Below are 24,464 nucleotides of genomic sequence, written 5' to 3' on the forward strand. Positions count from 1 at the left end.
CGAATAGACAGTTCCAATACCTCAGGGAACTGTCAGACAGCAGGCTTCAGTCTATCGTTGCCGGAAGGAGGCCTCCGTTTGTCCGCTGCCGGCCGGCGTGGGAGCGTTTACGAATGGCCGCTCGAGGCGACACGGTAGCATTGACGGGGTGCTCATCTCCGGGCAAACAGATCCAACCCTGTGAATTTTCAAGAAAAGGACCTACCTGGCACATGGCCATTGATGTATTGCTTCCCTATTACGGGGACGTCGACCTGATGAAACTTGCGGCCCAGAGTGTCATGAGCCAGCAGTTCGAGGATTGGCGTCTCATCGTGGTCGACGACGGATACCCCAGCCCGGAACCCCAGCGTTGGTTCGAGTCTATGTCGGATTCCCGAGTTAGTTACCTGAAGAACGAAGAGAACCTCGGCGCCAACGGCAACTACCGCAAGGCTCTTGAGCTCGCCGAGGCGCCCATCGTTGTGGTCATGGGCGCCGACGACATCATGCTGCCGAACTACCTCGACGTCGTTTCCAAAGCGTTCGAAGACTACCCCGAAGCCAGTGTCGTCCAGCCGGGCGTGCAGGTTATCGATGAGAAGGGCCGTGCCTGCTCGCCGCTCGTGGACATCGTGAAGAAGGTCTACGCGCCGTCTACCAAATCGACCGTGCTGCTGCAGGGTGAGAAGATGGCCACCAGCCTGGTCCGGGCCGACTGGGCTTACTTCCCGTCCCTGGCGTGGCGTACGGACGTAATCCGCCGCATCGGCTTCACGGAAGGTTTGCATGTAGTGCAGGACCTTGCGCTGCTGCTTGATATCGCCGCCGAGGGCGGCTCCATGGTGGTTGATCCGACACTGTCGTTTCTCTACCGTCGGCATTCGGCATCAGACTCCTCAGTCAAGGCCCTTGACGGCCGCCGGTTCGATGAAGAGCGCGCTTACTTCGAGGGACAGGCTCGGCGTTTCCGGGAACTCGGCTGGAACGGAACTGCGCGGGCTGCTGCTTTCCATACAACCTCACGGTTGAATGCCGCCACCTTGGTGGCCCGTTCGTTGATGATCGGAAAGACCGATTCGCTGCCCCGGTTGCTGAAGCATGTTGTGTCCTAGCGAACGACCTTAAGAAGCAGGTGGCTGCCCCGGGAACGGGGCAGCCACCTGCTTTCTTTAAGGCGTTGGATCGTGCGGCGGCATGGCTTCCGGCCTGGGCATGTTGCCGGCTGCATGGCCACCACGTGTTCGATCCTCTTCAAGTTCGAGAACCTTAAGCCGAAGGATTCCGACTTCCTCTGCCAATACCCGGATTTCGTCTTCAGCCTGCGACTGTTCAAAGGACAAGTGGAGGCAAACCGATACCAGCAGCACAAGGGCCATTGCGAACAGGAGGTTGGACGGCACCTGGACGCCCAGTACTCCGCTTAACCAGAAGAGCAATTGCGGGAAGGCCGCCAGCACCAGGACGCCGATCCCGATAATGATCCAGATGACAGCGTACTTCTCCCGCAAGTGCCGACGGCGCAACATCTCAAAGATGATGAGCAAGATGACCAGCACAAAAATGAAGCCAACAAGGGTGGCCATGGAAACTCCTAGTTGGATGACGGTTCGTTCTTCTTGCGCGTCAAGGCGAAGAGAAGCGCAAAAGCCGAACGGCCCAAATAGACGGCTGCCTTGACAGGGTCGTGGCTCGGGGTGCCTCCCTGGCGTTCGCGCATGGACACACCTACTTGACGGACGGTGCACCCGGAACGGATGGCAACGACCAGCGAGTCAATGGTGTCGCCCAGGTACTCAGCCGGATAATGGTCTACGTATTGGCGGATGGCCTTGGCGTTTGCGGCGCGGAAACCCGACGTGACGTCCGTAAGCCGGGTGTCAGCAATCCGGGAAATAGTCCATGCAAGCACATTCATGGCCCATTTTCGTGGCCCGCTAACCGTGTAGTTGCCCTTATCTGCAAAGCGTGCGCCGATGACTATGTCGGCCTCGTGCAGACCGTCCAGAACTGCCTTTATGTCCCGGGGATCATGCTGCCCATCGGAGTCAACTTGAATGACCTGGGTATAGCCGTGCAATTTTGCGTATTTGAAGCCAGCTCTCATGGCACCGCCCACACCCATATTAAAGGGGAGTTGCACAACCAAGGCACCCGCTTCCCGCGCCACCTGTGCTGTGCTGTCGCGGGACCCATCGTCCACCACCAACACGTCGCAGTCAGGGCCGAACTCGAACACTTCCCGGATGGTGTTACCTATGGCCTCCGACTCATTCCAAGCCGGCATGATCACCAGCGTCTTGCGACGCTGTTGTGGGGGAGTCATGCTCGATCTACGTCCAACTTTAGGTATTCGGCAAGACGCTCCGCAGCCTCTGGGACACGAAAACCAACTGAGTGCACCTTCGCCAGATTCAGTGTGCTGTTGAGGGGCCGCGGTGCTGCAGGTTTGTCCTTGAAGTACTCAGATGTGCTGATTCCCGTGACATCATTCCTGGAGGCTCCGGAGTGTTCGTAAACGTCCGCGGCGATATCGGCCCACGTCTGCGGCGTTCCTTCGTTGCTGAAGTTGTAAACGCCGTACTGTGGCTTGGCGTCAAGGAGATGCCTGATGAAGGCTGCGATGTCCTGTGTGAAGCTCAGCCGTCCTATCTGGTCATTGACGACGGAGGGCTTCACACCGCGGCCAGCGAGACTGGCCATTGTGCGAACGAAGTTATTGCCTTCGCCGATGACCCAGCTTGTCCGAAGAATGTAGTGCTTGGGAACAACGCTAACTGCGGCATCGCCGGCGGCCTTGCTCTGCCCGTAAACGCTCAGGGGGCTAAGCGGCTCATCTTCATCATGAACATCCCGTTCGCCGTCGAAAACATAGTCAGACGAGATATGGACCAGGGTAAGGTCATGCTCCACGGCTGTACGTGCCAACCGGGCAACCGCGGTGACATTGACGGCCCAAGCGGCAGCGCGGCCTTCTGCCGTTTCAGCCTGGTCCACGGCAGTGTAAGCGGCGGCGTTGACGATGGTGGAGTACTGCTTCCAGTTCCTCTGGCTGACACTGCTCTCATCGGAGAGATCAAACTCCTGGCGGCTGGCGAATTCCACCCCGGTGTCGCCGTCGTAAACCTTCCGTAGGGCCAGGCCCAATTGTCCATTGGCGCCGACGACCAGCGTCTTCTTGGGCGGCATGGGTACGACGTCGGCGAGGCGGGGATGTGCCTTGTCTTTGTCCGAGAGTTCTGCTTGCCCCAGTGGCACCGGCCACGCTATGGCCGCGGTCTCATCCGCCAGGTTGAGGAAGGTGTATTGTCCCTGGGCGTCCGCACTCCAGTGGTCATTGACCAGGTATGTATAGGCGGTGTTGTCCTCCAAGGTCTGGAACGAGTTGCCCACACCACGGGGGATGAAGATAGCTTGGCTGGGGTCAAGCTCAGCAGTGAAGACTGCACCGAACGAAGGACCCTCGCGCAGGTCCACCCAAGCCCCGAAGATCCTGCCGGTGGCTACAGAGATGAATTTGTCCCAAGGCTCTGCGTGGATGCCGCGGGTGGTTCCGGCCTTTTCGTTGAAGGAGATGTTGTTCTGGACAGGACGGAAGTCAGGCAGCCCCAAGGCCACCATTTTCTCCCGCTGCCAGTTTTCCTTGAACCAGCCACGGTTGTCGCCGTGCACCGGCAGGTCGTAGAGAACGACGCCGGGAATGGGGGTTTCGTGGGCAGCAAGCTTCCTTGAGAACTCCAAAGACATGGACTACTGGCCCTGTTCCTTGTATTTGGCTTCTGTGGCTGCTTTCTGGGGCCGCCACCAGTTTTCGTTGTCCCTGTACCAGGCGATGGTGTCCTCGATACCTTCGTCAAAATTGGAGAACTGCGGTTCCCAGCCCAGCTCATCGCGCAGCTTGGACGAATCGATGGCGTAGCGCAGGTCGTGGCCGGGCCGGTCCACCACATGGTCGTAGGCGTCCGGCGCTTGTCCCATGTGCTTGAGAATCAGTTCAACGACGTCCTTGTTGTTCTTCTCCCCGTCGGCGCCAATGAGGTACGTCTCGCCGATCTTGCCCTTGGCGATGATGGCCAGGACCGCGGAGGAGTGATCGTTGGCGTGGATCCAGTCCCGGACGTTTTCGCCCTTGCCGTAGAGCTTGGGACGGATTCCGTCGATGACGTTGGTGATCTGGCGCGGGATGAACTTCTCCACGTGCTGGTAGGGGCCGTAGTTGTTGGAGCAGTTGCTGATAGTGGCCTGCAGTCCGAAGGAACGCACCCAGGCACGGACCAGCAGATCGGAGCCGGCCTTTGTGGAGGAATACGGGCTGGACGGGTTGTACGGAGTCTCCTCTGTAAACCGCTCCGGGTCATCCAGTTCGAGGTCACCGTAGACCTCATCTGTGGAGATGTGGTGGAAACGCTTGCTGTGCTTCCGTGCCGCTTCTATCAGGGTGTAGGTGCCAATGATGTTGGTGTCCAGGAACGGGCGGGGATCGTGCAGTGAGTTGTCATTGTGGGATTCGGCTGCATAGTGAACCACAACGTCGGTGTCAGTCACCAACAGGTCCACCAGTTCGCTGTCTGCAATATCACCCTGGACAAACGTGAAGCGGTCCTCCGGGAGGCCCTTCAACGATTCCAGGTTGCCGGCGTAGGTCAGCTTGTCCAGAACGGTGACGTGGGAGTCAGTGTTTTCCAGTGCGTAATGGACAAAATTTGAACCAATGAAGCCGGCGCCGCCGGTAACAAGAAGTCGCTGCATAATTCCCAAGACTACCGGATTTGCCGCGGCACTAAGCGAAGGGAAAGATGGGTGCATGCGCGGAATAATACTTGCCGGCGGTACCGGCTCCCGGCTCCACCCCATCACACTTGGCGTCAGCAAGCAGTTGGTCCCGGTCTACGACAAGCCTATGATCTACTACCCGCTGTCCACGTTAATCCTTGCCGGGATCCGGGACATACTTATTATCACCACGCCCCATGACGCGGAGCAGTTTGAGCGTCTCCTGGGAGACGGCTCCCGGTTCGGTGTTTCCATCACCTACAAGCAACAACCATCGCCGGACGGACTGGCGCAGGCTTTTGTGCTCGGCGCGGACCACATCGGTGAAGACAGCGTTGCCCTCGTTCTGGGTGACAACATCTTCTATGGTCAAGGAATGGGGACGCAGCTTCGCCGCTTCAAGGACATCGACGGCGGCGCTGTCTTCGGCTATTGGGTGAAGGATCCGTCCGCATATGGCGTAGTTGAATTCGACGGCGATGGCCGAGCCCTGTCCCTTGAAGAAAAGCCATCCGTCCCCAAAAGCCACTATGCCGTTCCCGGGCTGTACTTCTATGACAACAACGTGGTGGATATCGCCAAGAACCTCGAGCCGTCGCCCCGGGGGGAGCTTGAGATAACTGACGTCAACAGGGCTTATCTGGACGCCGGAAAGTTGCAAGTGGAGATACTGCCACGGGGAACCGCTTGGCTGGACACGGGGACCTTCAACGACCTGAACGATGCTTCCAACTTCATTCGAACAGTCGAAAACCGTCAGGGTTTGAAGATCGGTGCTCCGGAAGAAATCTCGTGGCGTTTGGGGTTCCTGACCGATGACGAGTTGCGGGAACGCGCAGAGCCCATGGTGAAGAGCGGGTATGGAGCCTATCTGTTGGAACTGTTGGCCGAGAAAGGCCGCTAGCGTCGAAATGAAAACATGGAAAAAGGGTGAAGCCGAAAGCTTCACCCTTTTTCCTGCCCTTTAAGCGGCTAGTACGTCACGGTCCGACAACCCAAGGCGCTGTTACCTGTGGAAAAGGGAGAAATTCCGATGCCATAGGTGCACATCGTGTACGTCCCCCGTTGCGTCAGATCAACTTTGGCCACGTACCCGTGGATGCCTGATACGCCGAAAGCTTGGTTGACGTCAGCACGGTCGATGGTTGTGGAGAAAGTATATCCGGTGGTCTTTCCATCAGGTGCGGTCACGTATGCGTGAACGGGATTTGATAAAGCGGGCATGTCCGGGTCGTACGACCAGCCGGTAGCCACCAGCGAGGAGACGCCTCCTGCGCTTTGGACTGCTACTGAGTCCAGACGGCCCTGTGGTGCCCCGCTCTTACCTGCATCCGCAGAGCGGCAGCCTAGGAGCGGATTGTTGGGGGCCAACGGACTGGGTGCTATGGCATATGCGCAGACTGTATAGATGCCAGGACTGCTGATAGGTATCGACGGTTTATAGCCGTGGTCTCCCGGAACTCCGAGGATAGTGTTGACGTCAGGCCGGGGCTGGGTAGCTGTGAAGGGATAGCCCTTGATGGAGCCGTCAGGAGAGGTTACGTAGATGTGTACGTCGATGGGTTGAGCTGCATCTGCCTTATCGAGCGCCCAGCCAGAAACGTTTAGTGATGCAGACGTGCTCGTCTTGTTGACGGCTACCGCGTCCAAACTACCGACTGGAGTGGCGACCGCTGCGGCCTCAACAGAGCGGCATCCCAGGAGCGGATTTCCTGGTGCGAGCGGACTTAGCGCTATCGCGTAGGAACACACTTTATAGACGCCGGGAGCGCTGATGGGAATTGCTGCAGCGTAGCCATGATTTCCCGTGACTCCCAAGGCGCTGTTTACGTCCGCTCGGGCCTGGGAGGCCGTGAACGGATAGCTCCTGGTCAATCCATCAGGAGAGGTCACATAGACATGTATGGCGATGGATCGCGCTGCATCCCCGTGGTCCAATGCCCAACCTTTTACCGAGAGAGCGGCGGTTGTCGACGTTTTAATGAGGGTTGATTCGTCGAAGCTGCCGACTGGGGCAGCGGCGGGAGCAAAGTGTAGGTTCCGGCACGCGATTTCTGAATTGCTGTACTGCCCGATCGCATAGACGCAAAGCGTGTAGGTGCCGGGGCTTGTGATGGCAATATCCTTCTGGAAACCGTGGTTGGCGCCCAGTCGGAGAGCTTGATCAACGTCAGGGCGTGAGAGGTTGGCCGGAATAACGAAGCCAGTGCGCTTGCCGTCGGGGGCAGTGACATAGGCGTGAGCCTCGGTGGAGGTGGCTGGATTGGCCACATCGATCGCCCAACCGCGCACCGAAAGCGTCACCTTATCAGCGGTACGTATCTCTTTTGCCTCGTCCAGGCTTCCGATTGGCGGTTCAACACCTTTCGCATCCAGTGACTTGCACCCGATGGATGTGTTGCTGAAACTGCCTATTGCGTGCACGCAGACTTGGTAGGTTCCGGATTTTTGAATCCTTATTCGCCCGTCAAAGCCGTGCTGTCCACTCACCCCGAACGCAGCATTCACGTCAGGACGGGCTGTGTTGGCTGGGATCACGTACCCAGTGCGGGTGCCGTCAGGCGACGTGACATAGGCATGGGCTTCGGTTGAGACGGAAGGTCGTGCGAAATCGACGGCCCAGCCTCGAAGGCCGAGTTCGACGGTAGGGCCAGTACGTTGGAGTGTTAGCCCATCGAAGGAGCCACTTGGGGCTGGTGCGCCAGCGAAAGCACGAAGTGAAGCGTAATCGCCGTTCCAGACATTGGAGTCACCTGCAAAGGGTCCGGTACTGCTGTACTGCCAGATGCTGTAGGTGCTCCAACTTGCCGTTGGCACCGGTCCCGCATTGTTGGTCGGTGAGTTGGGGTAAGCAGCGACCCAAAGGGGGTAGTCACCAAACCCTGCTGGGTTGCCCAGGCACTGGTTCCACCAACTCGTGTTCGTGTAGATGACGGGAAGCCTTCCGGTCATCGAGCGAACGGTGTTGCCGAAGTCCCTCACCCATGATTGAAGCTGGGCCGGTGACATGTTGTAGCACGTGTTGCCGAAGTAGAAACCGTTTATGGTTTTGCCTTCATAGGGGTTGAACTCGAAGTCCAAAACGGGCGGCATGGTATATCCGTCGGCAGACCAGCCCCCACCGTTTTGAACGAAAAAGCGGGCCTGGTCCGCTCCCGAGGACCAGTTCGGAATAGCGAAGTGGTACGCGCCCCGGATCATGCCGACGTTTCGTGAACCCTGGTATTGCGAGCTGTACGACGGGTTGGTGTAGTAGTTTCCTTCCGTGGCCTTTACATAGGCGAACCTTGAGCCCATGTTCCACTGCTGCTGCCAGTCCACACTGGGCTGGTGTCCGCTGACGTCCAGGCCTTGGACACCGAAGGTGGGCATCCATGTGCCCTCTGAGGACAGAGACTCCGTGCTGAGGCGCCTGAACGATTCCGAGGGGGTTGATGCGGTGACTCGAGCGGAACGCTGTCCCATCTCAGCGCCGCCCACACCCACGGCCTCCGCCATGGACTGCGTGGCGTCTGCGGAAGGCCTGGCAGTCTGGCTTTCCGCTGAAGATGTCTTCTCGGGTGGCGGAGTCGTTGATGGAACAGTCGGAGCGGGTGCTGCAGTCTGCGAGGCATCACCAGTGGGCGAAGCTGTGGGGGTCGGCGGGAGTTCGACGGCGGAAGCGACCTCCGCAAACCCGGGGCCAGCAACCAGAGAGGCAGCCAAGAGGGCTATCCAAAATGGCTTCATTACAGGGTGACGGGACTGAGACAGGTTCCGTTTCATATTGGCTCCGGAGACAATGAGGCGCTCACAGGAGCCCTCATCTGGTTTGCTGTTCCGGCTGGTTCCCCAGGAATCACCGGGACAGGAAATTTTGACACTTAACGCGCTCACCATAGCACCGTGTTGCTGGTGGAAATAGAGGTGCTGGTGGTGCATGTGTTAATACTGTTGCGATCCTGCGCTTATCCACATAAAGTCCTAAGGACTTGGCAGCAACATGTGTGCTCTCTAGTCTTTATCCCAGTTGCACTGCCTCCGCCGGAGGCGGCAGTTGTATTGGGGAACTATGGACGCATTGGGGATTGTCGAGGACGAAGTCCGCGAGCTGATTCGTCGCCGTGGGCTTGACCCGCTGCAGCAGGCAGGAGAAGTGCGCCGCCTCGTGGATGCGGCGGTATCGGACTATGACGAGCGGGCACTGATGGGTCCGTTGCCTCCGATTGGCCCTCTTGATGCGGCGCGTAGGTTTCTCTTCGACGCCGTGGCAGGGTTCGGCGTCCTCCAGCCGCTCCTGGATGATCCGACCATCGAGGAAGTCTGGATCAACTCGCCCAATGAAATCTACGTAGCCCGCAACGGCGAATCCGAGTTGACCTCCCTCAGTCTGACGGAGCAACAGGTGCGGGATCTGGTCGAAAGGATGCTCAAAAGCTCCGGCCGCCGGCTGGACATGTCGTCGCCCTTCGTAGACGCAGCCCTGCCTGACGGGTCGAGGTTGCACGTAGTCATCCCTGACGTGACGCGGAGGCATTGGGCAGTTAACATCCGGAAGTTTGTGGTCAAGGCCAGTCGGCTGGAACATCTGGTCGAGTTGGGTACGCTGACGCCGCAGTCGGCCCGGTTCCTCGGGGCCGCCGTTTCCAGTGGGCTCAACATCCTGGTCTCAGGAGCGACCCAAGCAGGCAAGACTACGATGCTCAACTGCCTTGCGGCCAGCATCGGGAGCCGGGAACGGGTGATCACTGTTGAGGAAATTTTCGAGCTGCAGTTCCCACTTCGGGACGTTGTTGGGTTGCAGTGCCGCCAGCCCAACCTGGAAGGCGAGGGTGAGATACCACTGCGTCGGCTGGTGAAGGAAGCACTCCGTATGCGTCCGGACCGGCTGGTAGTGGGTGAAGTCCGGGAAGCTGAAAGCCTCGACATGCTGATTGCGCTGAACTCAGGCTTGCCCGGCATGTGCACTGTCCACGCAAATTCCGCGCATGACGCAGTCACGAAAATCTGCACACTCCCGTTGCTGGCCGGCGAGAACATCTCCAGCGCCTTCGTTGTGCCGACTGTCGCTTCGTGCATCGCCCTTGTGGTGCATTGCAGCCGCCGAGCTGACGGGCGCAGGGAAGTGACAGAAGTCCTCGCCCTCGGCCGACGAGTGGAAAACGGCATCATCGAATCATCACCGGTGTTCACCATGGAGGACGGGGCACTGCAATCACGGCCCAACTCCATGCCGGCACAGGAAAAATTTGCCCGGGCAGGGTACGACGTCGCGGCGTTGCTGGACCCGCGATGATCTCAACTCTTCTGGGAGTTACTGCGGGGACAGGGCTTTTCCTGATCTGGTGGTCCTTTTGGGAGTCGCCGAAACCAGCGCTCCCCAAGCAAAAGACCAGCCGTCTCGGGGACCTGCTGGCTGGAGCTGGAATCGAGAAGGTTTCTGCGTCTGGACTGGTGGGAACCTGCCTGGGGCTTGGGCTTTTTGTAGTGCTAATCTTTTTCGCCGTAACGCGTTCCTGGCCGATCTCCTTTTGCTTCGGCCTCTTTGCGGCTTGGCTTCCCATAACCGTTCTCCGCTGGAGGGCAAAGAAGAGGAGCGCGTTGCTGCGCACGCTCTGGCCCGACATCGTCGACCACCTGCGATCCGCAATTCGCGCCGGGCTTCCGCTGCCGGAGGCGCTTATTCAGCTCGGTGAAAAAGGACCTGAAGAGCTCCGGCACGTCTTCCGGGATTTCGGTGCTGACTACCGGGCGGGCGGCCATTTCGAAGCGTCGCTCAACCAACTCAAGCACCGGCTCGCCGATCCTGTGGCGGATCGGATCGTTGAAGCGCTGCGCCTTACAAGGGAAGTTGGAGGCTCAGACCTCGGAAAGCTCCTCGGAACTCTGGCCGAGTTTCTGCGGGAAAACGCCGTACCCGCAGCGAACTGGAGGCACGTCAGTCCTGGACAATCAACGCGGCACGGCTCGCCGTTGCCGCGCCCTGGATCGTCATGATGCTCCTTGCCACCCGGCCGGAGGCAGTCCAGGCCTACAACACACCAGTGGGAGCTGCGGTTCTGCTGGGCGGCTTGGTCGTCTCCTTGGTTTGCTACTCCCTAATGCTTCGGATCGGGGCGCTTCCCCAGGACGAGAGGGTGCTCAGGTGATGGCAATTTCACCCCCGGCAGTGGTGTGCGGCATCCTGATGGGCGTTGGTCTATGGTTGATGATTTTTCGGTCTCCCTTCATGCGTGCTGTCACGTTTTCGGAGCGCATTGAACCACAGCTAAAGTCCCAAAATCTTGAATCCAGGCTGTTGAACACCGGGGAACACAACCTGGCGCCCTTCGGCCCGCTCGAACGGATACTTCGGCCAATATTGCGCGACGGTCTGGCGGCACTTGGCCGACTGAATCCCGTATCACAAGCTACGGCCCGCAGACTGGCGCAAGCGGGAATCAACAAGTCGCCTGTTGACTTCCGCGCTGAACAGCTCTTGTGGGCGGCAGCCGGCTTCGCTATCTCGATCGTCTTCATCGTCCTCGGTGCGGCTTCCGGCAAATTCAACCCAGTCCTGGCGGCCGTTGCTGTTCTTGGCAGTGCCATAGGCGGGTTCATGTTCCGGGACTACTGGCTCGGTTCCCAGATTCGCCGCCGGGAGTCGAAAATGATGGCGGAGTTCCCCAGCCTGGCAGAACTGATGGCGTTGGCAGTCAGCGCGGGGGAGAGCGCAACAGGAGCTCTGGACCGGGTGTGCCGCAGTGCCAAGGGTGAGCTTACGAAGGAATTTTCAAAGGTTCTCACTGAAACGCGCGCAGGTAAACCGCTGATCCAGGCGCTTCAAGAGTTTTCGGCAAGGACGGACCTGGCGCCGCTCGTCCGCTTCGTGGACGGCATTGTCGTAGCTGTAGAGCGTGGAACGCCATTGGCTGATGTTCTCCGTGCCCAGGCCCAGGATGTACGTGATACCGCAAAGCGCGACCTTATGGAGGCAGCCGGCAAGAATGAAATCGCCATGATGGTACCGCTCGTATTCGGCGTGTTGCCCCTGACTGTGGTTTTTGCGGTCTTCCCGGGCATCGCCGCGATCAACCTGGGCCTCTAGAGGTCAGACACAAACCGAAACACCAAAAGAACCAAAGCCGGAAATGGAATCAGGAATGGGACGGAAATGATGGAGAAAATGGGGATTCGCTGCATGGTGCTGTTCCTGGCGGTCATGGCGACGCTGCTTCCAGGAAATGGCAGCTGGAAGGAAAAACACATTCGGGGAACAGCGGGGGTCCATGTATCCCGTCCCCGCCGCTTTCGCAGCCTCACTGCGGGCGACAACCCTGAAAGGGGTGACGTCCCGGGCTGGGTCATGATCACCTTGATGTCCGCTGTCCTCGTAGCGGCGCTGCTGGCGCTCGCAGGTCCGGCGCTGGAAGCCATGTTTAACCAGGCCATGGACAAGGTCGGAAGCTAACCGATGTCACCGTCCACCCCCGGTTGGACCACCAACCGCGCTCTGGACATCCGCCGAAAAGATACGCCCTGGGGCAAGTCAGCCCAGGACAGGGCATCCCAGCGGGAGGCCGCGTCGCGGGAGCGAGGCTCTGCCGTGGTTGATTTTGTCCTGGTCGGCAGCCTGCTCACGCTGTTCTTCCTTGCGATCATTCAGCTGACACTGGTCCTGCATGTGAGGAACACGCTGATCGACGCGGCGGCCTCCGGTGCACGCTATGGGACTCTCGCTGACCGAAGTGCCGCGGACGCGGAAGAACGGACCCGCAGCCTTATTCAGTCCGCCCTCAACGCAGGCTTTGCGCAGCAAGTGAGCACCACTGAGGTTACGTACCAGGGCTTCCGGACTTTGGAAGTGACCATCCGTGCCCCGATGCCGGTGATCGGTCTTATCGGTCCCCGAAACTTGCTGGAGGTGAAAGGTCATTCCGCCGTGCAGCCTTAACCCGCTCCTGAAACCCCTTTGTGCCCGTTTGATGATTGCCCTCTGCCGTGAACCGCGAGTTGCAGCGGCGAGACCCTTCGCTAAGCACGAGTCACCGTGTCCAACAAAAGTCACACCCCGCCAAGAAGGTGCGCACCGCAAACAATTTGCGCCGCGGAAGCCGGGCGCCGAAAGCCATGAACGGGGGAGCGCGGTAGTGGAGTTCACTTTCCTTGCGCTCCTGCTGATGGTTCCGCTCGTGTACTTCATCATCACGATGAGCCAAATTCAGGGCGGCTCATTTGCAGTCGTCGGCGCAGCTGACCAGGCCGCCAAAGTCTACATAGCGCAGCCAGACCCGGCCACCGCCCAGGCAGCAGCTGAACAGGCGGTGGCGATCGCGCTCGCCGACTTCGGGCACCAGCCGGAACAGGCGAGGGTAGCAACGTCCTGTAGTGCCGCAGACTGCCAGGCGGCCGGCAGCACGGTCACCGTAACCGTGGCCCTCACGGTGCCCCTCCCGTTCCTGCCGTTTAATGACGATTTCCGCCTCAATGCCAGCGAGGTGGAGGCGTCGTCGACGCAACTCGTGGGCAGGTTTCGGTGAAAGCAGTGACCAAGGATGAAGACGGCCAGATGATGGTGATGATCCTCGGCTACGTCGTCCTAGCTTTGCTTGTTACAACTGTTGTCATCGGTATCTCCTCCGTCTACCTTGAGCAAAAGCGGCTGCTTTCACTGGCCGACAGCGCCTCCGTGGCTGCCGCGGATAGCTACACCCTGGGCGAGGTAGCAACACAGGGCGGCAGCCCCTCGGCAGTCCTGAGCCCCGGAAGAGTGAGGAACGTGGCAGCAGACTTCATTGCCAGGAGCCCCGCGTCGCAGCGCTTCCGTGGCCTCGCCGTCACAGCGGCAACAGGCAGCCCTGACGGTGCCACCGCCGTCGTCGTCTTGACTGCTGCTGTTCACCCGCCGGTGGTGAACTTCCTGATGCCTGGCGGCATCCGGATCGAGGCGACCTCGACCGCCCGCTCACGGCTTACGCGCTGACCGCTCTCGGACGCCCCAGCTGGCCGAGCGACCCCGGGCTGGTCGCCAGGTGGCAAGGTCCGGGCCTGCAGCCGGATGGCGTAGGCTTAAACCACCATGGCCAATATTGATTTTTCCGCTGAAATCCGCGCCCTTCGCGCCACCTACGACTCGATCGAGAGGGTCTCCGATGTGGAGGCGCTGAAGGAAGACATCGCCGAACTGAGCGAGCGGGCGGGCGAACCGGACCTGTGGGACGACCCCTCAGCGGCACAGAAAATCACCTCACGGCTTTCCCACCGCCAGTCGGAGCTTGAGCGCCTGAACAGCCTGACTTCAAGGATCGACGACCTCGAAGTACTGGTGGAGCTCGGGCAGGACGAGGACGACGCCGACTCCATGGGAGAGGCCGCGGCAGAACTCGAGTCAATCAAAAAGGCATTGAAAGACCTCGAAGTAGTCACCCTGCTCTCGGGCGAATACGACGAGCGTGAGGCCGTCGTTTCAATCCGCGCAGGAGCAGGCGGCGTTGATGCTGCAGACTTCGCGGAGATGCTGATGCGCATGTACCTCCGCTGGGCCGAGCGGCACGGGTACCCCACCACCGTTATGGACACCTCCTACGCAGAAGAGGCCGGTCTGAAGTCCGCAACGTTTGAAGTGAAGGCACCCTACGCCTTCGGCACCCTCAGCGTTGAAGCCGGAACACACCGGCTCGTGAGGATCAGCCCCTTCGATAACCAGGGCAGGCGCCAGACCTCCTTCGCCGCCGTCGAAGTCATCCCGTTGATCGAGCAGACGGACTCCATAGAGATCCCGGACAACGAGATCCGCGTCGACGTCTTCCGCTCCTCAGGCCCGGGCGGCCAGTCGGTGAACACCACCGACTCGGCGGTCCGCCTCACCCACATTCCCACCGGAACCGTCGTCTCCATGCAGAACGAAAAGTCGCAGCTGCAGAACCGCGCCGCCGCCATGCGAGTGCTGCAGTCCCGGCTTCTGCTCCTCAAAAAGGAGCAGGAAGACGCCGAAAAGAAAGCGCTGGCCGGCGACGTCAAGGCGTCCTGGGGTGACCAAATGAGGTCCTACGTGCTCAACCCATACCAGATGGTCAAAGACCTCCGGACCGAGCACGAAGTCGGCAACACCTCGGCAGTGTTCGATGGGGAGATCGATGACTTCATCGACGCCGGCATCCGGTGGCGGACGGACAACCGGAACGCCGAAAAATAAGGCACTGAAGGAACTGCCGGACGAACAGGAACCGGCGACACACCCCCTGAAACCCGCGTGATACACCGGAAGTACTGCGTATAGTCAAGGGGCCGGGGCCCTACTTTCCCCCAACGAAACCCGCGCACCGGCTGCAGAACTGGGCTGCATCAGAATCAGCCATGCCTGCAGGGTACTTAGGGCCATGATCCGATTCGAAAATGTCACCAAGGTATACGACCAGAAGGCAAGGCCTGCACTGGACGCCGTCAACCTTGAGATTGACCGTGGCGAATTCGCCTTCCTGGTGGGCGCATCCGGCTCCGGCAAATCCACGTTCCTCCGGCTTGTCCTCAAGGAGGACCGGGCAAGTTCAGGTGCGGTGTACGTCGCAGGCCAGAACGTCGCCAAGATTTCCAGCTGGCGCGTCCCGCGGCTCCGGCGTGGAATCGGCGTCGTCTTCCAGGACTTCCGCCTCCTGCCGCAGAAAAACGTCTTCGCAAACGTGGCCTTCGCCATGCAGGTCATTGGCAAGAGCCGCAGCGTCATCCGGGACACCGTTCCCGAGGTACTTAAGACAGTGGGCCTGGAGGGCAAAGAGCACCGGATGCCGCACGAATTGTCGGGCGGTGAGCAGCAGCGCGTGGCCATCGCCCGCGCCGTCGTCAACCGGCCCGGCATCCTCCTGGCCGATGAACCCACCGGAAACCTGGACCCCACCACCTCGATGGGCATCATGGGCATCCTGGACAAGATCAACCAAAACGGAACCACCGTGGTGATGGCAACCCACGACGACGACATCGTCAACGAGATGCGCAAGCGCGTGGTTGAGCTCAAGAACGGCATCATCATCCGCGACGAGGCAAAGGCGCTGTACACCTCGATGATCCCGGTCGTCGGCCAGTCGCGCCGGCTCAAGGACGCCAGCGGCAGGGAAGACCCGGAAACGGGACAGCTGCAGGAAGACGGGGGACGGCGATGAGGCTCGCGTTCATCCTCAGCGAGATCGGCAGCGGACTCCGCCGCAACGTCTCCATGGTGGTCTCGGTCATCCTGGTCACTTTCGTCTCACTCACCTTCGTCGGTGCGGCAGGAATGCTGCAGATGCAGATTAACCAGATGAAGGGCTACTGGTACGACAAAGTCCAGGTGGCCATCTTCCTGTGCAGTGAAGGGTCGACGGCGGCTGGTTGCGCGGGCGGTCCCGTCACCGCCGAGCAGCAGGAAAGCCTCAACGGGTTGCTGGAATCCCCCGCCGTGGCGCAGTACGTCAACGACTTCCAGTTCGAGTCCAAGGAAGAGGCGTATACGCACTTCAAGGACCAGTTCTCGAATTCGCCGATCGTGGATTCCGTGACGCCGGACCAGTTGCCGGCCTCCTTCCGGATCAACATGAAGGACCCGGAAAAGTACCAGATCATCAGCGAGACCTTCTCGTCCCAGCCCGGCGTCGAAACCGTCATCGACCAGCGCCAACTGCTTGAGCGGCTGTTCTCGGTCATGAACGGCGCCTCCCTAGTTGCAGTGAGCATCGCCGGTGTAATGATTGTGTGCGCCATCCTGCTGATCGCCACCACCATCAGGCTCTCCGCCTTCAGCCGCCGCCGCGAAACGGGCATCATGCGCCTGGTGGGCGCCTCAAAGACGGTGATCCAGCTTCCCTTTATCCTCGAAGGCGTCATCGCCGCTGTCATTGGCGCCGCCCTGGCCTCCGCGACACTCTGGGCCGTGGCGCACTTCTTCCTCGGCGAATACATGTCCCAGCAGTACCCCGATACCGCCTTCATCTCGTCCGGCCAGACACTGATCCTCGTGCCGGCACTGATAATCCTTGGCGGATCCTTGGCCGGAATTTCGTCCCTCTTGACCTTGCGCAGATACCTTCACGTCTAGGTATGCAAACCGAACAAGGAATGCCCATGAACTTTACGGACCAAACTTCCTCCATGCACAGGCCGGCCCGCCGGCGCAAAGGCCTGCAGCGAAGCGGAGTCATCAGCGCCTTGCTCGCCGTTGTCCTCGCAGCGGGGCTTGCGTCCTCCACCCCGGTGGCTTTTGCGGATGAGCTTGAAGACCGGCAGAAAGCCCTCGAGGCAGAAGCAGCCAGGGTCCAGCAGTCGTTGGAGTTCGTCGATTCCCGTATCGCCAAGGCTGCAAGCGACCTGGTCCTGTACCAGGGCCGGCTGCCCGGCGCCCAGCAGTCGCTTCTGGAAGCCCAGGGCCGAGTAGCCGGGGCAGTCAAGGAAGTCGAAGCACTTTCCGCCCGCGTAGACATGGCCCAGCAGAACAAGGCCAAAATTACGCAGCAGATGGAAACGGACAAACAAAAGATCGCCGACACCAAAAAGCTGATCGGCCAGATCGCCACCCAGGCGTACAAGTCCGGGGGAGTACCCTCAAACCTCTCACTCTTTTTCGGCTCCAACAATGGCGGAAGCTTGACCGAGACCATGGACCTGGCAGACCAAGCCATGCGCAGCCAGAACGCGGCCATGGACAAGCTGCAGCAGCAGAACGCCACGAACGTGAATTCCGAGGCCCGTCTGCAAGCGGTGGAAGTCGAAATCAAGGACCTGAAAGGGAAGGCTGACGCAGCCCTTGAGCGGGAGAAGGCCGCCCGCGACGAAGCCGCTGTTAAGAAGGAAGAAGTGGACAGGCTGATCGCGGACACCACCCGCCTTGACGCCGAGCTCCAAGCAGCCAAGCCTGGCATCCAGACCCAGCTCGCCGGGGTCCAGGCAAGTCAGGACGCCGTTGCAGCTGAGATTCAGGAACGTGACCGGAAACTGCGTGAAGCGTGGGAAGCCGAGCAGCGCCGCCTGGCGGAAGCAGCCGCAGCGGAGCACCGGAGGCAGGCGGAAGCTGCCGCTGCTGCCGCTGCTGCCGCGGCGGCAGCACGCAAACAGCCGCCACCGCCCGTGCAACCCTACGTGCCCCCCGCACCATCGGCGCCGGTGGTAGGTTCGCCGTCGGCCTTTGGCCTCCGGCATCCCTTCAACGGCGGCGTGCCGATCACATCCGGGTTCGGGTGGCGCGCCACCCCGCTCGGCACCATCGACTTCTATGGGAAGGGCGGCTACATGCACACCGGCCTGGACTTCGGCGCAGCGTGTGGTACACCCGTTTACGCTGCAGCGGCAGGGGAAGTTTTCAGCTCCGGCTGGAGCTCTGCCGACGGCGGCGGCTGGCGGGTGAAGATTTCGCACGGCCTGGTCCAAGGCAACACGCTGACCACTATCGTTTACCACAATGCCAGCGTCGTGGTGTCGAACGGCCAGCGGGTCTCGCAGGGCCAGTTGATCGCCTACTCCGGCAACACCGGCAACTCCACAGGCTGCCACGCCCACTTCGAAACCTGGCTGAACGGCAACGCCGTGGACCCGACGGGACTGCTGTAGGGCGCTTTACCCTGCCGTACACTGGTATGACTCCGCACCGGCTGGGCTGGAGGACATCCGATTCTTGAACTGAGGAGCATTCCGTTGCCTAAAGAAAGTGGCCGTAAAGTGGTGGCCACCAACCGCAAGGCCCGGCACGATTACCACGTGCTGGATACCTACGAGGCTGGAATTGCCCTTATGGGGACCGAAGTGAAATCCCTGCGCGAGGGCCATGCCTCCATGGTGGACGGATTTTGCACCTTCTACAATGACGAGCTGTGGATGGAAGCCATCCATATCCCCGAATACAACCAGGGCAGCTGGACCAACCACGCCGCCCGCCGCCGCCGCAAGCTGCTGCTGCACCGCGAGGAACTGATCAAGATCTCGCATAAGGTGCGCGAATCGGGCTACACCATCGTCCCGCTGCAGCTGTACTTCGTTGACGGCCGGGCCAAGGTGGAGATTGGGGTGGCCCGCGGCAAGCGCGAGTACGACAAGCGCCAAACCCTCCGCGAGCAGCAGGACAACCGCGAAGCCCAGCGCGAAATGCGTGACCGCAACCGCCGCCGCTAGCCTGGAATGAATACCGCGCAGGATGCGTTATAGTGAGTAGTCCGGCGGGCTTGCCAGCCGGTTTGGTAAAAGAATATGGGGATGATCGGTTTCGACGATGTTAGTCGCGACAGGTGAAGCGGGCCGAGGATGCAGAATTATCTCGTAAACGCTTTCTGCAAACCAATAAGTGCCGAATCTAAGCGCACTGACTTCGCTCTTGCTGCTTAACCAGTAAGACAGTCCGTCAGCCCGAGGTTGCTATCGCCCCGGATCCTGGCGTCATTTAGATAGCCACTGCTGTTCACCTCCGTCATCGGGGTGAACGGGACTCTTAGATGACTGGGCCCGGATCAGCCAGCTGTTTGCGGCATGGCTGGGGCCGAGAAATTCCGACGCAAACTGCGCCCGGAGAAGCCCTGACAACACGACATCGGACGGGGGTTCAATTCCCCCCATCTCCACCAAAAAAGCCCCGGTTTTCCGGGGCTTTTTTATTGTCTGTGCACAGAAGTACGGTGGCTGTGTACAAATCTGAGGGGTGGAGAGCATGGCAAGCATTACCGAGCGGCCCGGCAAGAAGGGTCCGTCCTTCCTGCTGCGGTGGCGGTTCGAGGGAGTCCCGGACAGCATGACGCTCCCAACGCGGGAGCAGGCCGAGGTCTGGAAGGCGATTCTGGAGGCCAACGGCCACTCCCTGACTGCCGCCCAACGGGCCATGGATAACGCAAACATAGGCGGCCCCACAGTGGTGCAGCTGCTCCACAAGCACATCTCCCTCTTGACCAATGTGGGCGGTGACCAGATGGGACGGTACAAGAGATCCATCACCCACCACTTCGCCGGCACAGCCCTCGGCCGGCTCCCCGTCGCCGCCGTGACCTATGAGGACGTCATCCTCTGGGTGAAGGAGATGCAAGCCAAGCCCGGCCGCAACCGTGGCACCACGATGGCAGCCAAGACCCTGGCCAACCACCACGGCCTCCTCTCTGCGGCCTTCTCCACAGCCGAGATCCTCGGCTACCGGGACGGGAACCCCTGCAAGGGCATCAAGCTCCCCAAAAAGACAGAGGGAGGAGACCAAATGCGCTTCCTCACCAAAGCCGAGTTCCGCACCCTGGACGAGGCCATGGATCCACACTTCCGTCCATTCTTCAACTTCCTCATCGACACCGGCCTCCGCTTCGGGGAAGCCACCGCCCTGCTCCGGGAGGACTTCGATCTCGACGCCTCAGTGCCCGTGGTGAGGGTCAACAAGGCGTGGAAGGAAGACGAGTCCGGGGCCTACTACGTCGGCCCGCCAAAGACGGAACGCTCGTGGAGGACCGTGCCCATGGCCGGGTTCACGGCAGAGCTCGTCCGGCCCCTCGTGGAGGCCGCCGGCAGCGGACTGGTATTCACCCTCAAGCGCGGCGGGCCCATGCGCTCAGGCGCCACCTATAACCGGGCATGGGAGCCAGCCTGGAAGAAGACCGGCGTCCCAAAGGAAAGGTGGGCCAGGATCCACGACCTCCGGCACACGCACGCCTCGTGGATGATCGAGGGCGGCATGGACCTCTTCCAGCTGTCCTACCGCCTCGGGCACCAGTCCACCCTGACCACAGACTCCCGGTACGCGCACCTCATGCCCTCATCGAGGCAGTCCGGGGCGGCCATAGCTACTTCCGCCTTGGCCCGCTAGAAGGGGACGTACCGTCCGCGCCACTCACCCTCCGCAGGGCGGCGCACGTCGGCCGCCGGCGTCCAGCAGTCGAAATGCTGGAAGTTGTCGTCATTCCACACCACGGTGACCCATTCCTGGGTGTAGTGGGTGGCGTAGCCGTGGACTTCCAGAGTCCCACCGTCCGCAAGCGGGACCTGTGCAATGACCTGCGGCTCGGTGCCGTGCTCAAACCTGCTGACGCTCCCAGCGGCCAGCTCCGGCTCCAGGTTGGCATGCTCGTTCGTGGTGCCGGTCAGCGTGAACTTGGTTCGTTTCTCGATACGTGCCACCCGACCACTTAACCACCGAAAGCGCCCGCCCACCGAAGTGGACGGGCGCTCATAACGTTGGGGAACTTAACCGGTCTTATGGGCACCTGTAGAATCAATAGTTCATACGTGACAAATTCCTGGGGGGATTGCTATGGGTCTTGCATCACTGCGCGCAAATGGGCTTGAGACGCTACTGAACACGGTGGGAGGCTCGCCCCTCTGGCCCTTCAAGCTACGCTCCGCCATCCTTCGGGTGGGGGGTGTCCGCGCCGGGCAGGCGGCGGTATCGTCCGGGCAGCGGTTCATTTCAGGCGGGAATGTGACCATCGGCCGCGGTTCATATGTGAACCATGGATGCCTGTTCGATTCAGCCGCAGCTGTCACGCTGGGACGAAACGTTGCCGTAGGCCCAAGGGTTTCATTCATCACGTCATCGCATGAGATCGATGACAACCCTTCACACCGATCAGGCCGGCACGCACACAAGCCCATCAGCGTGGGTGACGGGACATGGATCGGAGCCGGGGCCACGATTTTACCAGGCGTCACCATCGGCGCGGCTTGCGTCATCGCGGCAGGCTCTGTCGTGACTAAAGACTGTGAACCTAACGGGCTGTACGTAGGAGTCCCCGCAGCGCGTGTCCGTGAACTCCCCAGCTGACATGTCCGGGCGATTCGCCCGGTCTGCGATCCGCTTCAATTACTGCTGCTGGGGAGCAACTAATGGCAAATGAGCGCCAAGCGTGGATGGACCTAATCCGTGGCTGCGCCATCGTCATGGTCATCTGCCACCACTCGGTGTACCTGACCACGCTGTTCCTGGGGAACTCACCTGAATTCCTTGGAGTGCTTGACCGGTTTTGGGAACCATTCAGAATGCCGGCGCTCGTGTTTCTGTCGGGGATGCTCCTGGCTAAGTCGCTGCGTAAACCGGCGCTACCGTTCGTGACAGGCAAAGTCCGTGCTCTGGCGTGGCCGTACTGGCTCTGGTCCCTCATCTTCCTGGGCATGTCCACCGGTGTCACGCCTGATGTGCTGCTGCATGTACTGCTAGTGCCACCAACGTACCTTTGGTATCTCTGGTACCTGTTCGCGTTTTACCTCGCCGCCTTGGTAGTCACACGCCTGGGCATCCCCATTCTGGGCGTTATCGCCCTCGCCCTAGCCGCAGCCTTCGTCGTCACGCCGCGCTATGGGCTGGCAGGATTCTTTTACCTAGCAGTGTTCTTTATGCTTGGGCATCTGTACTCCACCCATGAGGGGCGGATTAGGGCGGCTCTATCGCCGGCATGGTCTACTGTCGCCGCCGCCCTGGCGCTTGGGACGGCACTGCTCAGTGCCGCTGGTGTGCATGTGAAGTTTGAAGCCGTCTGGATAGGTGGCGTGGCGGCTGCTATCGCTTTGGCGGTTCGCTTTGCCCCAGCCGCACCAGAGAGCCTCGTCACCGATACCATGCAGCGGGTAGGCCGTGATTCGATAGTGTTTTACCTCGCGCACTGGCCGGCGATGTGGCTGGCTTGTACCCTACTCGTGGCACTCGGCGTCCGGTGGGATTTGGCGTATATCGTCCTGAACGTCTGTGTCGGGTCGCTTGCAGGGTGGGGCATGGCAGCCCTTAGACGGAAGGTGCCAGCTATGAATGCACTGTACGTCTGGCCCGTCCGAAACCGGGTCCACCGCGTGTAAGAAGTTCGATATATCCCACCCGTATAATTGCGGAATGCGGACCACTACCTGCGTCGATTGCAGCCACTCAGATGGAGGCGCACGGAACCTCCTAATTGACGCTTTCCGCCGCCTATTCAAGCTGTCACCAGTAGCCGCAAGGTGCGCCTACGAGGACGAGGGCTCCGGGGACGTTGTAGGTGGCCCGGCATGTGACTGCCGGGCCACCTTTCACAACTAGACGAGCGCGATGCCGTACTTGGTCACTAGAGGGCCTGTAACGCGCCGTTTACTGGAGTAAGGCTGTCCGCGAAGATGCGCCTACCGGGCTTATGTGGCCCTTATACTGAGGCCATGTCTTTTGGGGGAACAGTTCTTCAGCGTGCGACACTTCGCACGGTCATTGGCTCGTTCATCGCGGTCATCGTTTGCTGGGCGCACGTTTCCGTGGGCAGCCCTGAGCTTCCTTATGACGTGATGCTTGCTGCGGCCGCTGTCACGTTCATCATGTCACTGCTGGGTCTGTGGTGGTTCGGTGTTCCTGAGCGGGAGCATTAAGCAAGCAACGCCCCAACCGTAGTAGGGGCGTGCCTGGGCCGGTCTCCTGGGGGATGTTCGGCCGTTATTCACGTTACCTGACAAGCGTGGGCCTTGGACGTTCACTCATCTGCGTCGTCAGGATGTCGTCCCTCGTCCCGTGCAGTGTCATGATGATGCCGAGGAACCACCAGAACGGGATGGCGCCGAATGGTGATTCAAGGACGACGCCGAGCGTGCCCACCGGTATCAGAACAAGTACACCAACCGCTGCGGTGGTTAGGGTTTCGTCTTCGCTGATCCTGCGACGGTTCCGGTAAATGGTCGCTGCCGTGGATATGAGGACGGCGAGGATAAGCCCCAGCCCGATGAGCCCTGTCCTGGCAAGGATGCCTACGAACCAGTTATGTGGGCTCCTGACTGAGACGTACTCGGTGCCCTCAAGGAACTGCTTGACCCCGGACTGGCTAAGAAAGTCGTTGCCGAACCCGCCGCCCACAACAGCCCTCGCGGTATCGTCATAGGTCCAGTCGATAACACCAGACCAAGTTAGCTCCCTGGCCCGCTCTGTGCCTCGTGCGCTCTGTTCATTGAGGGACCCTGTTGACGTGGTTGTGATTGATGCTAGGAGTCGTTCGCCGGGTGTTGTTTGCGCTAGGCCGGCGAGGGATACGGCGAGAAGTACCGGGACGGCCATGACCATCATGAACCGCCGGTTGCTGCGTTGCGGCGCTGAGCTGTAGGTCAGCCCAAACGAAACGGCCAGTGCAAGGGCGAGGGAGATTAGCCCGGCGCGTGAGTGCATGGATGCTGTTGTCACGACGGCGAGGACGAGCCCGATGGTGCCCCAGAATCGGCTGCACTCGCCACGGATCAGGCGTCGAAGAAGCAGCGCGGCCGTGAGCCCTAGGAACGCCATGTCAACGTCGGGGCGGACGGAAAGGAATGCCACATCGGAGCCGGGCATACGAGGGAAAGCGCCGAACGGGATCCGCCCCAGTATGACCACAGCCACCCACGCAAGGTGGAACAGCATCGCCCACCACAGATACTTCATGGTCTTCTTACGCTCGTCAGGGGTGGAACGGGCATAGGCGCCGGCGGACAGGAAGGCGAGGACGCCGTATAGGAACGGCATGAGGTCCCGCACCCATTCCATCGTCAGTAGGTGCGGCGAGAAGATGCCGCGGAAGGCCACGTACACAAAGAAAGCTATGAACAACAGCGTCGGGTGAGCCTTGCCCGTCACTGGAAGCTTAGGGGCACCGTTAACGGACCTGGCTAAAGCGCGATCCACAACAGCGGCAGCTATCAGCACGTCCGTGAGGAACAGGGGCGAGTAGCCGATGTACGAGCCCCACCTTGTTCCGGCGAGCATGAGCGCTACGGCGAGAGTGCAGATCAGTGCTTTAGTGGGCGCAGGTTTGCGCTCCAGAAGATACCCCATGAGGGGTAATTCTACGTGG

The 24,464-nt window shown here is 60.4% G+C and carries 24 protein-coding genes, 1 other RNA gene and 1 pseudogene; 19 read left to right on the forward strand and 7 right to left on the reverse strand.

Annotated elements, in window-relative coordinates:
- Nucleotides 1-212: 212 nt before the first annotated feature.
- A complete protein-coding gene (locus AC5RVN_RS02140; RefSeq protein ID WP_494136943.1) occupies nt 213-1,094 on the forward strand; it encodes a glycosyltransferase family 2 protein in 882 nt (293 codons plus the stop codon).
- Nucleotides 1,095-1,151: 57 nt separating this feature from the next.
- Here AC5RVN_RS02140 and AC5RVN_RS02145 read toward each other — a convergent pair whose 3' ends face one another.
- Genes AC5RVN_RS02145 through rfbB form a run of 4 tightly spaced genes read right to left on the reverse strand, consistent with a single transcriptional unit; the run spans nt 1,152 to nt 4,728 of the window.
- On the reverse strand, nt 1,152-1,565 hold the full coding sequence (locus AC5RVN_RS02145; RefSeq protein WP_494136944.1) for a DUF2304 domain-containing protein: 414 nt from the start codon (nt 1,563-1,565) through the stop codon (nt 1,152-1,154).
- An 8-nt stretch (nt 1,566-1,573) separates the two neighbouring features.
- Complete coding sequence (locus tag AC5RVN_RS02150; RefSeq protein ID WP_494136945.1) at nt 1,574-2,305, reverse strand: glycosyltransferase family 2 protein; 732 nt, start codon at nt 2,303-2,305, stop codon at nt 1,574-1,576.
- Entirely contained in the window at nt 2,302-3,726 is a 1,425-nt protein-coding gene (locus AC5RVN_RS02155; RefSeq protein ID WP_494136946.1) for a sugar nucleotide-binding protein, read from the reverse strand. The genes AC5RVN_RS02150 and AC5RVN_RS02155 overlap by 4 nt, the downstream gene beginning before the upstream one ends.
- A gap of 3 nt (nt 3,727-3,729) precedes the next feature.
- Nucleotides 3,730-4,728, reverse strand: a complete 999-nt coding sequence (gene rfbB / locus AC5RVN_RS02160; RefSeq protein ID WP_494136947.1) for a dTDP-glucose 4,6-dehydratase — start codon at nt 4,726-4,728, stop codon at nt 3,730-3,732.
- Between the two features lie 55 nt (nt 4,729-4,783).
- On the opposite strand from rfbB, the gene rfbA reads away from it, so the two are divergent.
- Nucleotides 4,784-5,656: a glucose-1-phosphate thymidylyltransferase RfbA gene (gene rfbA, locus AC5RVN_RS02165; protein WP_494136948.1), complete on the forward strand. Its 873-nt coding sequence runs from the start codon at nt 4,784-4,786 to the stop codon at nt 5,654-5,656.
- Nucleotides 5,657-5,724: 68 nt separating this feature from the next.
- Here rfbA and AC5RVN_RS02170 read toward each other — a convergent pair whose 3' ends face one another.
- Nucleotides 5,725-8,124: a lysozyme gene (locus tag AC5RVN_RS02170; protein WP_494136949.1), complete on the reverse strand. Its 2,400-nt coding sequence runs from the start codon at nt 8,122-8,124 to the stop codon at nt 5,725-5,727.
- A gap of 679 nt (nt 8,125-8,803) precedes the next feature.
- On the opposite strand from AC5RVN_RS02170, the gene AC5RVN_RS02175 reads away from it, so the two are divergent.
- The 14 genes and pseudogenes from AC5RVN_RS02175 (at nt 8,804) to AC5RVN_RS02240 (ending at nt 20,503) form a co-directional block, all read left to right on the forward strand.
- Nucleotides 8,804-10,027 carry a TadA family conjugal transfer-associated ATPase gene (locus AC5RVN_RS02175; protein ID WP_494136950.1) on the forward strand — a complete coding sequence of 408 codons (1,224 nt, stop codon included), beginning with the start codon at nt 8,804-8,806 and terminating at the stop codon, nt 10,025-10,027.
- Nucleotides 10,024-10,880, forward strand: a pseudogene (locus tag AC5RVN_RS02180) (type II secretion system F family protein). Before AC5RVN_RS02175 ends, AC5RVN_RS02180 begins: the two are co-directional and overlap by 4 nt.
- Nucleotides 10,880-11,818, forward strand: a complete 939-nt coding sequence (locus AC5RVN_RS02185) for a type II secretion system F family protein (protein ID WP_494136951.1) — start codon at nt 10,880-10,882, stop codon at nt 11,816-11,818. The pseudogene AC5RVN_RS02180 and the gene AC5RVN_RS02185 overlap by 1 nt, the downstream one beginning before the upstream one ends.
- A 69-nt stretch (nt 11,819-11,887) precedes the next feature.
- On the forward strand, nt 11,888-12,181 hold the full coding sequence (locus AC5RVN_RS02190) for a hypothetical protein (RefSeq protein WP_494137092.1): 294 nt from the start codon (nt 11,888-11,890) through the stop codon (nt 12,179-12,181).
- Nucleotides 12,182-12,184: 3 nt separating this feature from the next.
- Entirely contained in the window at nt 12,185-12,664 is a 480-nt protein-coding gene (locus AC5RVN_RS02195; RefSeq protein WP_494136952.1) for a TadE/TadG family type IV pilus assembly protein, read from the forward strand.
- 196 nt (nt 12,665-12,860) lie between these two features.
- Nucleotides 12,861-13,250, forward strand: a complete 390-nt coding sequence (locus AC5RVN_RS02200) for a hypothetical protein (protein ID WP_494136953.1) — start codon at nt 12,861-12,863, stop codon at nt 13,248-13,250.
- Between the two features lie 5 nt (nt 13,251-13,255).
- Nucleotides 13,256-13,693: a pilus assembly protein TadG-related protein gene (locus AC5RVN_RS02205; RefSeq protein WP_494136954.1), complete on the forward strand. Its 438-nt coding sequence runs from the start codon at nt 13,256-13,258 to the stop codon at nt 13,691-13,693.
- Nucleotides 13,694-13,789: 96 nt separating this feature from the next.
- Nucleotides 13,790-14,905, forward strand: a complete 1,116-nt coding sequence (prfB, locus tag AC5RVN_RS02210) for a peptide chain release factor 2 (protein ID WP_494040102.1) — start codon at nt 13,790-13,792, stop codon at nt 14,903-14,905.
- A 184-nt stretch (nt 14,906-15,089) separates the two neighbouring features.
- Nucleotides 15,090-15,869, forward strand: coding sequence for a cell division ATP-binding protein FtsE (gene ftsE / locus AC5RVN_RS02215; protein ID WP_494040101.1), 780 nt, complete (start codon nt 15,090-15,092; stop codon nt 15,867-15,869).
- A complete protein-coding gene (gene ftsX / locus AC5RVN_RS02220) occupies nt 15,866-16,780 on the forward strand; it encodes a permease-like cell division protein FtsX (RefSeq protein ID WP_494040100.1) in 915 nt (304 codons plus the stop codon). Before ftsE ends, ftsX begins: the two co-directional genes overlap by 4 nt.
- A 26-nt stretch (nt 16,781-16,806) precedes the next feature.
- Nucleotides 16,807-18,285: a peptidoglycan DD-metalloendopeptidase family protein gene (locus tag AC5RVN_RS02225; protein ID WP_494136955.1), complete on the forward strand. Its 1,479-nt coding sequence runs from the start codon at nt 16,807-16,809 to the stop codon at nt 18,283-18,285.
- Nucleotides 18,286-18,369: 84 nt separating this feature from the next.
- A complete protein-coding gene (smpB, locus tag AC5RVN_RS02230; RefSeq protein WP_494136956.1) occupies nt 18,370-18,843 on the forward strand; it encodes an SsrA-binding protein SmpB in 474 nt (157 codons plus the stop codon).
- Nucleotides 18,844-18,920: 77 nt separating this feature from the next.
- Nucleotides 18,921-19,289, forward strand: a transfer-messenger RNA (tmRNA) gene (ssrA, locus tag AC5RVN_RS02235).
- A gap of 83 nt (nt 19,290-19,372) precedes the next feature.
- Nucleotides 19,373-20,503, forward strand: coding sequence for a tyrosine-type recombinase/integrase (locus AC5RVN_RS02240; protein WP_494136957.1), 1,131 nt, complete (start codon nt 19,373-19,375; stop codon nt 20,501-20,503).
- On the opposite strand, the gene AC5RVN_RS02245 is transcribed toward AC5RVN_RS02240, so the two are convergent.
- Nucleotides 20,500-20,814: a hypothetical protein gene (locus AC5RVN_RS02245; RefSeq protein ID WP_494136958.1), complete on the reverse strand. Its 315-nt coding sequence runs from the start codon at nt 20,812-20,814 to the stop codon at nt 20,500-20,502. The genes AC5RVN_RS02240 and AC5RVN_RS02245 overlap by 4 nt on opposite strands.
- Nucleotides 20,815-20,947: 133 nt before the next feature.
- On the opposite strand from AC5RVN_RS02245, the gene AC5RVN_RS02250 reads away from it, so the two are divergent.
- From AC5RVN_RS02250 to AC5RVN_RS02260, 3 genes are all read left to right on the forward strand, one after another.
- The gene (locus AC5RVN_RS02250; RefSeq protein WP_494136959.1) at nt 20,948-21,457 is read left to right on the forward strand and encodes an acyltransferase; all 510 of its coding nucleotides are present in this window, start codon (nt 20,948-20,950) and stop codon (nt 21,455-21,457) included.
- Between the two features lie 62 nt (nt 21,458-21,519).
- Nucleotides 21,520-22,482: an acyltransferase family protein gene (locus AC5RVN_RS02255; protein WP_494136960.1), complete on the forward strand. Its 963-nt coding sequence runs from the start codon at nt 21,520-21,522 to the stop codon at nt 22,480-22,482.
- A 333-nt stretch (nt 22,483-22,815) separates the two neighbouring features.
- Nucleotides 22,816-23,019 (forward strand): hypothetical protein, encoded by a 204-nt coding sequence (locus AC5RVN_RS02260; protein WP_494136961.1) that lies wholly within the window; start codon nt 22,816-22,818, stop codon nt 23,017-23,019.
- 73 nt (nt 23,020-23,092) lie between these two features.
- On the opposite strand, the gene AC5RVN_RS02265 is transcribed toward AC5RVN_RS02260, so the two are convergent.
- On the reverse strand, nt 23,093-24,445 hold the full coding sequence (locus AC5RVN_RS02265) for an O-antigen ligase family protein (protein WP_494136962.1): 1,353 nt from the start codon (nt 24,443-24,445) through the stop codon (nt 23,093-23,095).
- Nucleotides 24,446-24,464 lie beyond the last annotated feature (19 nt).

The sequence above is a fragment of the Arthrobacter sp. sptzw32 genome (assembly GCF_059089735.1).